The 15,992-nt window shown below is 39.9% G+C and carries 7 protein-coding genes; all 7 read left to right on the top strand.

What is annotated here, in order from left to right; translation table 11 throughout:
• The first annotated feature begins 2 nt into the window (after positions 1-2).
• The 7 genes from DW182_RS18270 to DW182_RS18240 all read left to right on the top strand — a co-directional run bounded on the left by DW182_RS18270 (position 3) and on the right by DW182_RS18240 (position 15,959).
• Positions 3-1,718, top strand: a complete 1,716-nt coding sequence (locus DW182_RS18270) for a hypothetical protein (RefSeq protein ID WP_233564186.1) — start codon at positions 3-5, stop codon at positions 1,716-1,718.
• An 11-nt stretch (positions 1,719-1,729) separates the two neighbouring features.
• On the top strand, positions 1,730-2,599 hold the full coding sequence (locus DW182_RS18265) for an SGNH/GDSL hydrolase family protein (RefSeq protein ID WP_233564185.1): 870 nt from the start codon (positions 1,730-1,732) through the stop codon (positions 2,597-2,599).
• A gap of 441 nt (positions 2,600-3,040) precedes the next feature.
• Positions 3,041-6,193 carry a TonB-dependent receptor gene (locus tag DW182_RS18260; RefSeq protein WP_118296430.1) on the top strand — a complete coding sequence of 1,051 codons (3,153 nt, stop codon included), beginning with the start codon at positions 3,041-3,043 and terminating at the stop codon, positions 6,191-6,193.
• 27 nt (positions 6,194-6,220) lie between these two features.
• A complete protein-coding gene (locus DW182_RS18255; protein ID WP_118296429.1) occupies positions 6,221-8,251 on the top strand; it encodes a RagB/SusD family nutrient uptake outer membrane protein in 2,031 nt (676 codons plus the stop codon).
• A 34-nt stretch (positions 8,252-8,285) separates the two neighbouring features.
• The gene (locus DW182_RS18250) at positions 8,286-11,315 is read left to right on the top strand and encodes a SusC/RagA family TonB-linked outer membrane protein (RefSeq protein WP_118296428.1); all 3,030 of its coding nucleotides are present in this window, start codon (positions 8,286-8,288) and stop codon (positions 11,313-11,315) included.
• 26 nt (positions 11,316-11,341) lie between these two features.
• On the top strand, positions 11,342-13,024 hold the full coding sequence (locus DW182_RS18245; protein ID WP_118296427.1) for a RagB/SusD family nutrient uptake outer membrane protein: 1,683 nt from the start codon (positions 11,342-11,344) through the stop codon (positions 13,022-13,024).
• Positions 13,025-13,154: 130 nt separating this feature from the next.
• Entirely contained in the window at positions 13,155-15,959 is a 2,805-nt protein-coding gene (locus tag DW182_RS18240; protein WP_370449829.1) for a sugar-binding domain-containing protein, read from the top strand.
• Positions 15,960-15,992 lie beyond the last annotated feature (33 nt).

Genomic DNA, 15,992 nt, shown 5'->3' with positions numbered 1-15,992 from the left:
ATATGAAGAACTTATCTTTATTACTGTTGTGGGCCGTTTTTCCATGGCAAGTGTTTTCGCAAGTGGAAAATAACCGGATGGAGGGAATGCCATCTGCTAAAATGCATATTCTTTCACAGGAAATTTCTTCCTATCAAACTACTGTTTATGGAAACCCCTTTTCCGGAAGTTACAGAAGTATCTTGAAAATATCGCCGGAATTATCGGGACTTGCAGGAATCAGACTGCCATTGGATGCTGACGGAAATATGAAATCAGCAACTTTGCGTGTCCGTTTTGGAGAGAATGTCAAATTGCTGGTTGGCATTACTCCGAGACGTGGGTTGAAAACTACTGATGTTTCGCAATTATCGCAAATAGACTTTGGAGAAGGGGATATTCCAGTAAAACCAGTGATCGAAAATGCGGTTAGCATAACTGAACTTCCTGCTATGGATGTATATGCTGTTTCCTTTCGCAAAGGAACGTATATTATGACTATTCCGGATAAGGTGGATTTTCATATTGTATTGTTAGGTGCCATTCCCGCTAAACAGCAGATTTCCAGTTATGATGCGAAGTTGAAAGATGCTCTGGATTATCCGGCCTTTTATATAGATGGATTTACTGAAAATAAACCGCTGTTTACGATAGTAGGGGGTGCGGATGAGCCTGTTGTCAGTGAAGGGATGCCCGGGACAGAAAATATTCTGGGTGGGTTTGAGGCTGGATCAGCAGTGAAAGTAAACGGTATTTATCATATGTTTCCTACGGAGCGTGCAGGAGAGCCGGGAGCACATATGCACTATGACAGGGTTAAAACGAAGATTGGGCATTGGACAAGCCCGGATGCTAAAACATGGACCCGTCAGTCTACAATTCTTGAATCCAGCGGAGTTTATGCATTGGTACATGAAGATAATCCAATGAATGACCGCCGTTCGGCAATATGGTCATTCAATGCTGTCTTCAATGAAAAAGAGAACAGATGGAATGGCTTTTATTTGGCATATACAACGGACCGAGAGATCGAACCTAATCATTCGTTCGGGCGTATATGGCGGTGCGAATCTGAGGTGGAAGGGATTGAAGGTATCGGTGGTCCTTATCGCGATCTGGGTATCATCATTGAACCGGGACTGGATTCTCAGCTTTGGGAAGGACGCCAGGGAGTTGCTTCATTCTACCCATTCAAGGTGAAGGATAAATGGCATGGATTTATCAGTGGGGCATTTCCTTTCGAAACAAAAGATGATTATCCCTTACGCGGTGGTAAAAAGAAGAAAGCCTGGTATGTAGGACTGGCACAGTCGGAAATAATGGAGGGACCTTGGACAAGGATGGGTGAAGATGTGAATCCTCTAGTTACCATCCACCCTTCTTTTGTTGAGAATCCGATTGTATCACAATTGTCAAATGGCCTTTATATTGCTGTTTTCGATGGTGGACCGGAATCTTTGAAGTTACCTAATAAAATAGGCTATACATTATCTAAAGATGGTTTAAACTGGATGCCTGCCCGTTATCTTGCTATTGATTCCAAAGTAAAAAGATGGTGGATGACAATGCGTACTCCTCTCTGCCTGATACCGGAAGGGAATGATATATATACGATTGTTTATACTGCATGGATGAAAGACCCCCGAAAATTGAATGCTAAAACCCGATTTAACCCGATTGGGATGGTAAAAGTAAAGCTTGATTCGGTGGTACTTGAAGAAATAACGAATAAGTTATAAGAGTGAACTATATGAAAAACATTGCTAAATCAATATTATTAGTGTCGGGAATCGTTGTTACGCTCCTATTCACAGGGACAGTTTTAGGCTATGCTTCGAATAATGAAGATGGAAATGGTACTCATGAAAATCCGATTGCCGTAGTTTCACAGCAACCGGGTTTTTGTTCCATATTTCGTTCATGGGGATTTATTGGCGATTCTCTATGTAGCGGAGAACACGAATATCATAAATCGGATGGAAGTAAAGGATATGCTGATCTATATGAATATTCCTGGGGACAATTCATTTGCTATGCAACCGGAGCGAAAGGAGATAATTATTCACAAGGTGGAGAAACGGCGAGGGGATGGATAGAGCGTTTTTGGAATAATCCTAAAAATAGAAATAACAATATAGATGCTAAAGCCGAACCCAAACAGGCATATATTATTGCTTTAGGAGTGAACGATACATATAAGAAACATCCGGTTGGTAATGTGGAATCGGATATAAATAAAGATGATTATACCCAAAATGCCCAGACTTATACAGGATGTTATGCTGGAATCATACAACGTATCCAGAGTATACAGCCTGATGCGAAGATATTTGTTGTTACACGTCCTAAAGAGGAATCCACTAATGAGGCATACAATGAAGTGGTGCGCCGGATGTCCGATATCTTTGAGAATGTGTATGTAATAGATTTATATAAATATGCGCCGTCGTATAATAAAGAAGATTATTTTCGTTCCAAATACTTCATGGGAGGTCATCTTAATGCAGCCGGATATCAATATACTGCCTGGATGTTTATGACTTATATTGATTGGATTATACGTCATAATCTGAAAGATTTTGAGCAGGTTGCGTTTATTGGTACAGATTATAAATACTAATCCTCAAAGGTAAGGTAGTAACCCTTCTTTTGGTCAATACTAATTCGTCCCCTTATAAGGAACATTTCGTTCCCTTATAAGGGGACGAATTAGTGTTTATAGCTACATTATTAAATGGTAGTAATAGTAGAGAGTATTAGTTACCGGGAGTTAATTTCATTATGAATGGTTAATAATCATTTTCTTCAAAATCGTATGGGGAGTAGATGGTACTTGCCAATGATTTCTTTTAAAGACTCTGTGAATTTGATGGAAATTCGTACACGAATATGGAAATATTGGGCTGGGAGGTGATGTAATGGTGTTATTTTATTCAGGTGTCCATTATTACATGCTTACGTACAATTTTATATTATTTCGGATTGTATATACAGGTATATTTGCAGCACATTTATTGTTTGAGAACTAAAAAATACTATCGTTAACTAAAAAAAAGAATGCATGAAGAACAGAAGAAAAAACAATCTGTTTGGTTGCCTGCATGAATTCAGGCAATTTTTCTTCATTACATTGCTATCAGTGCTTTCCGTAAACCTCTATGCACAGCAGAGGGGTATTCAAGGTGTTGTGGTAGATGGTAATGGAGAAACTATCATTGGGGCTAATGTCGTGTCGGAAGATGGCAAGGTTGGAGTAATTACCGATCTTGATGGGAATTTCAAATTGGATGTTCCAGTGGGCACTAAAATTAAGATTTCATATATTGGCTATGAGACAAAGGTCTTGAAAGCAACTGCCGGGAATATGAAGATCACTTTATCGGAAGATTCCCAAATGTTGGGGGAAGTGCAGGTGGTGGCTTATGGTACACAGAAGAAAGTGACTGTTACAGGTGCTATTTCCGGTGTTAAAGGTGAAACTTTAACTCAAATTCCTACAGGTACTATTTCAAGTATGTTGGCAGGTCCCGTATCTGGCGTTTCCTCCGTTCAATATTCAGGTGAACCGGGTTCTAATGCTGCTCAATTGTTTATTCGTGGTAAGGCAACTTTTAATGATGCCAACCCCTTGGTTCAAGTAGATGGTGTGGAGCGGGATTTGAATGAAATTGATCCCAATGATATTGAAGATATCACAGTATTGAAAGATGCGTCAGCTACAGCTGTGTTTGGTGTACGTGGTGCGAATGGCGTTATTCTGGTGACGACCAAACGTGGTAGTGAAGGTAAGGCAAAAATTTCTTTCTCTTCTACGGAGAGTATTCTGATGCCTACTAAAATGCTGGAGATGGCAAATGCTTATCAATATGCATTATATCATAACCAAATGAGACTAAATGATGACGGAATACCTCAGTTTTCTGATGCAATCATAGAAAAGTTCCGCACTCATTCTGACCCTTTACGTTTTCCTGATACGGATTGGACGGATAGCGTATTAAAGGATTTTACTTTTCAGACACGTAATAATGTAAATATTTCCGGAGGTACGAAGACGGTGCGTTATTTTCTTTCAGCCGGTGCTTATACAGAAGGTGGTTTACTTAAACAGTTTGATCAAAAATATGATAACTCTTATCAGTATAAGCGTTTTACTTATCGTGGAAATGTTGACATTGATGTAACTAATACAACAACTTTGTCTTTTAGTGTAGGTGGTAGTGTTGATAATGCAAATAAGGGTAATACTGGAAGTGTAAATAATATAGTAAAACAAATATATTGGTCGCCTCCATTTTCAAGTCCTGGTCTTGTAGATGGTAAGTTTTTGGTTGGATCTACACAATATACTACTTATCAAGGTGAGGAAGAAGGTCTTCCGTTTGTAGGTGGTAATCCGATTGGTCAGTACTACGGAAAGGGTTTTATTGCTACAAGTAATAATAGACTTTCTGCTGATATTGGATTGAAACAGAAACTGGATTTTGTAACGAAAGGACTTTCTCTCAGACTAAAAGGTTCATACAATAGTAGTTTTTATGAGCGTAAAACTGGAACAGCTGGAGTAGCAACTTATATACCGGTTTTACAGGAAGACGGTTCGTTCTTATATAAGAAAAGTGGAGATAATAGTCAACTGAGTATTGGCCAGCCTGCAAGTGGTGTGGGGCGTAACTGGTATATGGAGGCTGGGCTTGATTACAGCCGTAACTTTGGTTTGCATCATGTAGGTGCTCTATTGATGTATAATCAGTCTAAGACATATTATCCCAGTGAATATTCAGGTGTCCCTACAGGCTATGTGGGTATGGTAGGACGTGTTACGTACGACTATAACAATCGCTATATGATTGATTTGAATGTAGGACACAATGGCTCTGAAAATTTTGCACCGGGGAAACGCTTTGGCTGGTTTCCTGCAGGTTCGATAGGTTATATTATTAGTGAGGAAAAATTCTTTGAGCCGTTGAAGAAAGTTATCAATTTTCTGAAGATTCGTGGATCGTGGGGACTTGTTGGTAATGATAAAACCGGTAGTGCCCGCTTTTATTACCTGGCTGACCCTTACGGTGTAGGTAATAATTCACTTGGAAAAGATAATGGTTTTGGTTATAATTTTGGTTATGGTGCAGGAACTACGTTGAGCGGTGCTTATGAAAAGAGTAAAAATAATCAAGATGTAACATGGGAAAAGTCCTTCAAACAGAATTACGGAATTGATATAAATTTCTTTGATGATCGTCTGAAGACCAATGTAGATTATTATATAGAAAAACGCCGTGATATTTTGTTGGTTGATGAAACTGCTCCGACTATTATTGGTTTTTCGGTTCCTAAAGCTAATTTGGGTTCGGTAGATAGCTGGGGATGGGAACTCTCCTTAAAATGGAACGATCGTCTCAATTCTAATTTCCGCTATTGGATTGGTGCTAATCTTTCTTATAACCAGAATGAGATTATAGAGAAAAAAGAAGCACCCCAACCTCATGATTATATGTTGGAAAAAGGACACCGTATAGGTTCGCGTAAGATTTATCAATTCTATAAATATTATTATGAGGGTATTGAGGCGGATTATGAAAAGGAATTTGGAATACCTCTCCCTAAACATGGTGAAAGAGAGTTGAAACCGGGTGACTGTGTATATGTGGATTTGAATAAAGATGGGGTGATTGATACAAATGACGGTTCTCGTGAACTGGGTACTTATACTGATGACCCGGAGTATACTTTAGGCCTGAATTTAGGATTTAATTGGAAAAAGTGGACCGTATCTATGCAGTTTACCGGTGCATGGAATGTCAGTCGTGAGTTGGCTGATATTTATCGGCGTCCATTTACGACTGCCAATACAACTACTGAAGGTGGTTTGCTAATGTACCAGTATGAAAGTACTTGGACTCCGGATAATCCGTCACAGAGTGCTGCTTATCCTCGTGCAACGCAGGATAATGGAACCAATAATTATGCATCATCTACACTTTATGTGGTGAATTCCAGCTATATGCGTATGAAGAATGCAACGATATCTTATGAACTGAATTTTCCGTTTATGAAGAGGATGAAGCTGAACAATTGCTCTGTATCACTGACGGGATATAACCTGTTAACTTTCACACCGTTTAAATATGGTGATCCGGAATCCAGAACCAGTAACTCGCAGCAATATCCATTAACGAGATCATTTGCTTTAAGCTTGAAACTGGGCTTCTAATAAAATAATATTAAAAAGCAGAATTATATGAAAAAGAAATATATGTGGCTTGTAGCCTCTGTGATGAGTCTGTCTTTCTCTTTTGGTTCTTGTGTTGATGAGATTGCTTTTGGTAATTCATTTTTGGACAAGGCACCGGGAGGAGATGTAACATCAGATACAGTTTTTAATAGTGCGGAATATACCCGACAATATCTGAATGCATTGTATCGCAGTCAATATTATGGGTTACCTTGGTTTAACGGAGAAGGTAGCAGCTTTCCTTATCCGATGAATTATTGGTCGGCTAATTGCGTATCTTATTTAACGGATATGTATCAGATATTCTGGACAGGATGTGGTACTGTAAAATCGTATTATTCTGGTAACCGTACTGCCGGCGACGGATCGGATAGATGTGCATTTGATTTTATAAAAAACAATGTATGGGGAACTACTCGTGCTGGTTGGAATTTGATAGAACATATAGGTTCGGTTCCTGGAATTAAAGAGGCTGAAAAGAAAGAAATGGTTGCACAAGCCAAATGTTTGATTGCCGCCGCTTATTATAATATTTTTCGTCATTATGGCGGTCTGCCTATTATTAGAAAGACATTCACAGGAACTGAAACTTCGTATGATATTCCGCGTGCAACGGTAGAAGAAACTGTAAATTTCATCGTAGGATTACTTGATGAAGCTAAAGGTGATCTCCCTTGGGCTTTCTCCAGCAGTAACACCGTATCGGGTAATTATGATAATGCTGAGAATGATATGGGACGTTGGACACGTGCAGGTGCCATGGCACTGAAGTGTAAAGTGCTGTTGTTTGCAGCTTCTCCTCTTTTCAATGATGATGTGGCGTATGCCGGTGGCGCTTCAGAAGCCGAAATGCAGAGGTTAGTATGGTATGGCGGTTATAAAAAAGAGTTGTGGGATCAGTGCTATACAGCTTGCCAAGAGTTCTTCGAAGAATTGAGAAGTAAAGGATTTTATAACTTGGAGAAGCCAGTGTCGGCTAATCCGACTCCTGGGGAGTATCGTTATACTTTCCGTCATGCTTATTACTATCGTGACAGTAAAGAGGTGCTTCATTCAACGCGTATTACAAGTACAAGCTTAAGTGGTAACTATTTCAGTTCAGGACTTTCTAATGCTGGTCGTATCGGATCTCCTACGTGGGAGTTTATGTGTAAATTCCCTTGGGCGGATGGACGACCTTTCGATTGGAATGAAGCAGAGAAAGATGGAAAATTGAATGAAATATTTGTGGAGTGGGCTAATCCTAATGCTAAGTATGATGCTAAAAATGCGATATTGACCCGTGACCCGCGTATGTATGAATCTATTCAAGTAAATGGAGTACCACGTAGTTTGAGTGCTAATGGACAGATGAGCGGTGATCCTTGGGAAGGCTGGATAAATGGAGCAGAAGCAGGAACTAATCCACAAAAACAATCTTCCAGTATGTGGGGATCTGGGTTTATGAATAATAAGCATATGATTGATGCTAGGAAATCTACATCTGCGGATAATGCTACTAAAGGTATCCCTATACATTGGCCGTATTTGCGCCTTTCAGACCTCTATCTTACTTATGCGGAAGCTATGCTTCAATCTAAGAATGATTTTGACGGTGCTATTGCGATGGTTAACGAAGTACGTGGACGTGTAGGATTGGGTGATGCAGTGAAATGCAATCCTGGACAGAATCTTCGCACGGATAAGCAAGCTCTTCTCAATCTCATATTAAATGAGCGTGCTTGCGAACTGGCTTTTGAAGATAGCCGCTATTTTGATCTGATTCGTTATAAAATGAAAGATGTGTTCGAAAAGCCTCTTCATGGACTGATTATTTATCGTTTGGGTGATGATGGCAAGAGAGATAATGATAAGTGGCAGGGAACTGATAAGGAAGCAAACATTCCTTTCCCCTCGAAATTTGAATATGAAATTACACCTATTACTACCAATAAGCGTGTATGGTGGACTAATGGATTTGATTCCAAATGGTATCTTTCACCCATCAAGCAAACTGAAATCGAAAAAGGCTATTTGATTCAGAATCCCGGCTGGTAATTAATAATAGATTATGAATAAAATTTGAATACACATGAAAAAAAATAAGATACTTGTATTATCACTTCTTCTTAGCTTTTCGCTGAATGGCTTTGCACAGAACAGTGACGGTAATGTCTCTGGACGTGTAACAGACCGTTGGGGAAATCCGGTATCGGGTGCTTTGGTTACAGTGGTAAATAATCCGAATGTATTTGTATCTACAGACACTAACGGTAAGTTTGTGATTAGTGCTGAAAAGGGGGCTCAACTGGAAATATCTGCTCCTGATCAGAGTGAGAAGACTGTTGATGTGCTTACGGAGAAGCCTATGAATATTGTCATGGGATATGCAGATCAAGCTATCCATGCGGGGTACGAGCGTCAACAGACAATTGCTGAATCGACCTCTTCAGTAGCTACTGCTTTTAATCAACAATTCAATAATCGCTCTTCTCAGAATGTTAACAAGTCAATGTTTGGTAATATACTGGGTCTTACTGCCTTGCAGGAAACCGGTACTTATTGGGAAGGAAATCCTACTTTCTATCTTCGGGGGCTTCAGTCCATATCGGGCAGTGCACCGGTGATTATGATAGATGGCATCGAACGTGATATTCAATATCTTACGGCTGAAGAAGTAGAAAGTATAACAGTGCTGAAGGACGCGGCTGCTATTGCTCTTTATGGCTATAAAGGCATTAATGGTGTAATAAACGTTGTTACTAAAAGAGGTAAATATAATTCTCGTGAAATTAACTTTACCTATGATCATATTATTAACTGGCAGCCTCGCCGTCCTCAATTTGTTGATGCACACACTTATGCCAGTGCTATGAATGAAGCATTAGGTTATGAGGGGAGTTCCCCTATGTATTTGGCCAATGAGCTGTCTGCTTTTAAAAGCGGTCAGTATCCTTACTATTACCCTAATGTGAACTGGATGGATGAAGTATTCAAAAATACTGGAGCAACCAACAATTATAATATGGATTTCCGTGGTGGTGGACAAAAGTTCCGTTATTATACAGCGGTAAATCTGCAGGTAAATAAGGGTTTCATTAACAATGCCAATCAGAATGAAGGATACTCTACTCAAGAGAAATATTCGAAGGCTAATTTGCGTACTAACCTGGATATTGATCTGTCGGATAAAACCAAGCTGGTTGCGAATATTTTCGGTTCTTTGTCAGAAACAAGCCATCCGGGAGCAAAGGATCCTGATGATAGTAAGAAAGAGCTCAATTTGTGGAATTTGATTTATAAACTTCCTGCTGCAGCTATTCCTGCCAGATTAGAAGACGGTACTTGGGGAGGAAGTTCCATTTGGCCGGGTACTTATAATCCGGTTGCACAATCTCAGGGAGCTGCTTATACAAAGGGACATTCACGTGCTCTTTTTGCAGACATGACTTTACGCCAGGATTTATCGTCTATTCTTCCTGGTTTAGGCGGCTCTTTTCAGTTGGCTTATGACAATGTATCCAATATTATAGAAGATCATTCAAAGTCCTATGTTTATAATTCTTATACTGTGACGATGGGCGAGGATGGTGTTCCTACAGCGAACTTGAATACTCCTCAAGGTGAGGATACACCGATAGGTGAGGGTAAAACTAATACATTCCAGCGTAGCTTTAACTTCTATGGTAGTTTGTACTACGATCGTCTTTTTGGAAGTCACAGCTTATATTCACAGTTGAAGTGGAATTATGAGTATCGTAACTCTAGTGGGCGAAATACTTCGCTTTATCGTCAGCATCTTTCACTCTATTCTCATTATGGATACAAGGGACGTTACTTCGCGGATTTGAATATCGTTGCTTCTGCCTCTAACCGTTTGGCTCCAGCCCAAAGATGGGCTGTGTCACCAACGATCTCAGCCGCATGGGTACTTTCTAAAGAAGACTTTCTCAAAGACAATAAGTATATTAACTTTCTGAAATTGCGTGCCTCTTTTGGAGTTATCAACACAGATAACATTCCGGGTGATGGATACTGGCTGCAGACATATAAATCAAATGGAACTTATTCTTTTGCGGAGACTTATACTAAGCTGGATGATGGAGGATGGACAATGGGGCAGTTAGCTTCTTTGAATTCAGTACATGAAAAGGCACTTAAGTATAATTTCGGTCTGGATGCTTCGCTTTTTAACAGTCTTGATGTTACATTCGATACTTATTATCAGCGTAGAAAGGACATCTGGGTAGATGGTGATGGTCAATATTCTTCTGTCTTAGGTTTTACCCCTCCTTTTATCAATGGTGGTGTCGTAGATAGCTGGGGTTTTGAATTGGGTGCTAATTATAACAAACAAGTTGGTGAAGTACGTCTTACAGCTGGTGCTAATTTTACATTAGCAAAAAGTAAAATAGTGGAGCAAAGTGAGGAACCGGTGGCTTACTCTTATTTGGCCAAGACAGGCCGTCCGATGGAGCAGTTGAGAGGTCTTGTTGCAGTAGGTCTCTTTAAAGATCAGGCTGAAATAGATAATAGTCCGCGACAAACATACTCTACTGTTTATCCGGGTGATATCAAATATAAAGATATGAATGGGGATAATGTAATTGATGATAACGATGTAGTGTCGATTGGCCATTCTACTACTCTTCCTGAAATCTTCTATTCTTTCAATATAGGTGCAGAGTGGAGAAATCTGGGCTTTAATGCATTATTTCAGGGTACAGGACGTTATTCTGCGATGTTGGATCTGACATCAATGTATCGCCCTTTGTTGAGTAGTACTACGTTGTCTCAATACTATTATGAGAACCGTTGGACACCAGGAAATCAGAATGCGCTTTTCCCGCGTTTAGCTTCTCAAAGTAGTCAGAATAACTACCGTAACAGTACGTGGTGGATGAGAGATGCATCGTTCCTGAAATTGCGTAACATTGAAATTTACTATAAATTGCCTAAGTCATTACTGGCTAAAACCAAAATTGTGAACAATGCAAAGATATATGTGAGGGGGAATGATTTGCTATGTTTTGACCATATTGGACAGATGGATCCGGAAACTTATAATTCAACTACTCCAACGACTCGAAATGTAGTAATAGGACTGACGGTTGGTTTTTAATTAGTGAATATTAAAAAGAAAATAGTATGAATATTAAATATATAGTTGCTGGAATCGTATGTACGGGCTTATTAGTTTCGTGCAATGACGAAATGAACTTTAAAGAATATACTCAATATGAGAAGGATTATGTGGATAATAGCTTTTCACGTGTAAAAGCTTTAGTCACTAACATTTATACTTATCTGGATACAGATTTTGGAAGTTATGAGGGTGCTATGCTCGCGTCTACTACTGATGAAGCCGAATATGCTTATACTGGTAATCCTATTTATTCTTTTATTAATGGAGGATGGAGTCCTGTAGATGCTCGGGGTACTATTTGGACAAATAGTTATAAAGCTATTCAGCAGGCTAATATGTTCTTACAAGACTTTCAGGGACTTACTTTTCCGGAGGAGATGTTGAATGATGATTATCATACAAATATGCTTCAATATAAGCATTTCCCTTATGAAACGCGTGCGTTGAGAGCTTATTTCTACTTCAACCTGGCTAAACAGTATGGTGATGTACCTTTATTTACGAAAATGATTACTGCAGATGAAGTGAACTCGTTGACTCGTACTCCTGCTCAGGAAGTATTTAAGTTTATCATTGATGAATGTGACGATATCATGAATGACATTCCTATGGACTGGGGAGAACTGGGATCAGCTACTGTGAATGCGGGACGTGTGAATCGTATGTTTGTGTTGGCATTGAAATCTCGTGCAACTCTTTATGCCGCCAGTCCATTGTTTAATACAAGTAATAATACTAATTTGTGGAAACAGGCTGTGGTTGCCAGCCAGGCTGCAGTGGATGCAGCTACAAGTAATGGCTACACAATGGGGGATTATGCAAAGATATGGGCTGAGGATAATTATAAGGCTTCTGAAATAATATTTGCAGTACGTATGGGAAATTCTAATAAGTACGAAGCATATAATTTCCCTGTGGGAGTTGAAGGGGGAAAAGGAGGAAACTGTCCTACCCAAAATTTGGTGGATGCTTATGAGATGCTGAATGGAAAGAGTATTGATGAGACAGGAAGTGGTTATGATCAGCAGAATCCCTATAAGGACCGTGATCCCCGTCTGTCTTTGACTGTCGCTGTAAACGGTGAGAAAAAATGGCCGGATTATAATGGAGCCGAATTGCAGACCTATTATGGTGGTTTGCATGGTGAACCTTTAGCTGGAGCTACTCCTACAGGATATTATCTGAAAAAGATGATGAACAGAGGTGTTGTTCTTCAAGCAGGAAAAACGAATGAAAAACTGCATAACTGGGTGACTTTCCGTACAGGTGAGCTTTATCTGAATTATGCTGAGGCAGCATTTAAGGCTACAGGTTCAGCAGATGTTGTTCCAGAAGGTGGTAAGATGTCTGCACGGGAAGCGGTAAATGTAGTTCGTGTACGTGTCGGTATGCCTGAACTTGCAGTAGGGCTTTCTACAGATGCTTTCTGGAAGAAATATGAGAATGAGCGTTTTGTAGAGTTGGCATTCGAAGGGCACCGCTTTTGGGATCTTCGTCGTTGGAAACAAGGTGATAAATTGAAAAGTATTACCGAAATGAAGATTACAAAGAATGTAGATGGCACATTCACTTATACACGTAAGACTGTTAGCCGTCAATGGGATGACAAAATGTATTTGTTCCCGATCCCTCAGTCTGAAAGATTGAAAAATCCAAATTTGACACAGAACCCAGGTTGGGAATAAAGGATATATTTTAAACAAAAGTTATGTTAAGGTAGAGATTGAATTCAATTAAGAAAGAAGAGCGACTGTGAAGCCGCTCTCTTTTCGTATAAATAATAATATACTAATTATGAGAAAAATACTATTAATTATGCTGTCGCTTCTATCGGTTATTCAGATGGGTGCACAGAAGACAATTGACTTATCCGGAGACTGGAATTTTGAAATAGACAGGCAGGATATAGGAGAGAAAGAAAAGTGGTTTAATCAAGCACTGAAAGATGTGATTGAGTTGCCCGGTTCAATGCCCGAAAGATTAAAGGGAGATGATGTAACAGTTCGCACCCGGTGGACCGGAAGTCTTTATGACAGTTCCTATTATTACAATCCGTATATGGAGAAGTATCGCAGAGAAGGAAATGTGAAGCTCCCCTTTTTCTTAACTCCTGATAAACATTATGTAGGAGTAGCGTGGTACCAAAAAGAAATTAATCTTCCTAAAGATTGGAAGAAAGAGCGTATTGTGCTGTTTCTGGAACGTCCGCATATTGAGTCTACTGTTTGGGTGAATGGGCATAAAGTAGGTATGCAGAATAGTTTATGTGTGGCACATGTATATGATGTTACACAGTTTATGAATCCTGGTAAATGCAAGATAGTTATCCGGATAGATAACCGTATTAAAGATATAAATGTAGGACCAGATTCACACAGTATCACCGATCAGACGCAGGGAAACTGGAATGGAATAGTAGGACGTATCTCTTTGCAGACTACTCCAAAGGTTTATTTAGAAGATATTCAGGTATATCCGGAACCAGAGCAAAAGGTGGCAAGAGTAAAACTTCTGATTAAATCCTCGGATAAAAGTACTGTAAGTGCTCAAGTGAAGCTGTCAGCCAGGAGCTTTAATACGGAACAGCGTCATGTACTTCCGGCTGTTTCCTACGATGTAAAAGTAATGAATGGCATCGCGGAGCAAGAGATTGTTTTACCTATGGGAGATGATATGCTACTTTGGGATGAATTTAATCCGGCATTGTATAAACTGACGGCTGAAATCAGTACCAGCAAAGGGAAAGAGGTAAAAGAAATTCAGTTTGGTATGCGCCGTTTTGAGATTAAAGGCAAATGGTTTTATGTGAATGGTCGTAAAACGATGTTGCGCGGAACAGTAGAGAACTGCGATTTCCCTTTAACAGGTTATGCTCCTATGGATGTGGAAAGTTGGGAAAGGGTTTTTCGCATTTGTCGTAGTTATGGGTTGAATCATATGCGATTCCACTCTTTCTGTCCTCCTGAAGCAGCTTTTATAGCTGCCGACCTTGTAGGATTCTATTTGCAGCCTGAAGGCCCAAGTTGGCCTAATCATGGTCCTAAACTAGGATTGGGACAGCCCATTGACAAATATTTAATGGATGAAACCATAGCACTGACCAAAGCCTATGGTAATTATGCCTCTTATTGTATGTTGGCATGTGGAAATGAGCCGAGCGGACGTTGGGTGGACTGGGTTACCAAATTCGTGGATTATTGGGAGAATACAGATCCGCGTAGAGTATATACAGGAGCATCAGTTGGTGGCGGATGGCAATGGCAACCTCGTAACCAATATCATGTGAAAGCTGGTGCTCGTGGGCTTACCTGGAGGCAAAAGCGCCCGCAAACCAACGATGACTATCACATGCAGAGCCGCATTGATACAGTGAGTCAGCCATACGTATCACATGAGACAGGCCAGTGGTGTGTATTCCCTAATTTTAACGAGATACGGAAATATACCGGAGTGAACAAAGCCAAAAATTTTGAAATATTCCGTGATATTCTGAATGATAACCAGATGGGAGAACAAGCGCATTGTTTTATGATGGCATCGGGTAAATTGCAAGCGTTATGTTATAAGTATGAGATAGAAAAGACACTGCGTACTCCTGACTATGCAGGATTCCAACTATTGGCCTTGAATGATTATTCAGGACAGGGGACGGCGCTTGTAGGAGTACTTGATGTGTTCTTTGAAGAGAAAGGATATATTAATGCACAAGAATGGAGGCGCTTCTGCTCACCTACTGTACCATTGATGCGTACGGACAAGTTTGTATATACGAATGATGAGGCATTCGTTGCTGATATTGAAATTGCTCATTTCGGTGAGAAAACCTTGAAACATGCCCCTGTGACGTATACCATAAAGGATGTGTACGGTAAAGTCTATACTCGCAATACATTAGGGAATAAGGACATTCCTATCGGTAATCTTCACGTTTTGGGACATATCGAATTTCCTCTTGGGGAGATAAAGAAACCGACGGAATTAAATCTGGAAGTTCGTATTGAGGGTACTGAAGCTGTAAATGATTGGAACTTCTGGGTATACCCCAAAAAGGTGGAATTGGTACAGAATGATGTTTATACTACGGACACGTTAGATACTAAGGCTTTAGATATCTTGCAAAGTGGTGGAAAAGTTTTAATTCTTGCTGCCGGTAAAGTCAGTTATGGGAAAGAGGTGTCTCAGACGTTTACACCTGTTTTTTGGAATACATCCTGGTTTAAAATGCGTCCTCCGCACACTACGGGCATTCTGGTAAATCCCAAGCATCCTTTGTTCCGTGAGTTCCCGACAGAATATCATAGTAATTTGCAGTGGTGGGAGCTATTGAATCGTGCCCAAGTGATGCAGTTCACTGACTTTCCGTCCGATTTTCAGCCTACAATACAGAGCATAGATACCTGGTTCCTGAGCCGGAAGATTGGTATGCTATTTGAAGCTAAAGTGCTCAATGGCAAATTGATAATGACTACCATGGATCTTACTACAAATACTGACGAGCGTATTGTGGCAAGGCAGATGCATAAAGCAGTTCTGGATTATATGAATTCTGATAATTTCCGTCCGATGTATACAATAGAGCCAGAACGGATCAGTGATTTATTTAACCTACATTATTCATAGTGGATTCATTTCAGGTTATCAAAACAGATATGG

Source organism: Bacteroides sp. AM16-24 (assembly GCF_003471885.1).
Taxonomy (GTDB): Bacteria; Bacteroidota; Bacteroidia; order Bacteroidales; family Bacteroidaceae; genus Bacteroides.
The sequence above is the reverse complement of the archived record's forward strand: the minus strand, read 5'-3'. Positions and strand labels throughout refer to the sequence as shown.

Coding starts and splice junctions, on each gene's coding strand:
- DW182_RS18240 (WP_370449829.1), top strand. CDS start 13,155: ATGCTGTCGCTTCTATCGGTTATTCAGATGGGTGCACAGAAGACAATT.
- DW182_RS18255 (WP_118296429.1), top strand. CDS start 6,221: ATGAAAAAGAAATATATGTGGCTTGTAGCCTCTGTGATGAGTCTGTCT.
- DW182_RS18250 (WP_118296428.1), top strand. CDS start 8,286: ATGAAAAAAAATAAGATACTTGTATTATCACTTCTTCTTAGCTTTTCG.
- DW182_RS18260 (WP_118296430.1), top strand. CDS start 3,041: ATGAAGAACAGAAGAAAAAACAATCTGTTTGGTTGCCTGCATGAATTC.
- DW182_RS18245 (WP_118296427.1), top strand. CDS start 11,342: ATGAATATTAAATATATAGTTGCTGGAATCGTATGTACGGGCTTATTA.
- DW182_RS18270 (WP_233564186.1), top strand. CDS start 3: ATGAAGAACTTATCTTTATTACTGTTGTGGGCCGTTTTTCCATGGCAA.
- DW182_RS18265 (WP_233564185.1), top strand. CDS start 1,730: ATGAAAAACATTGCTAAATCAATATTATTAGTGTCGGGAATCGTTGTT.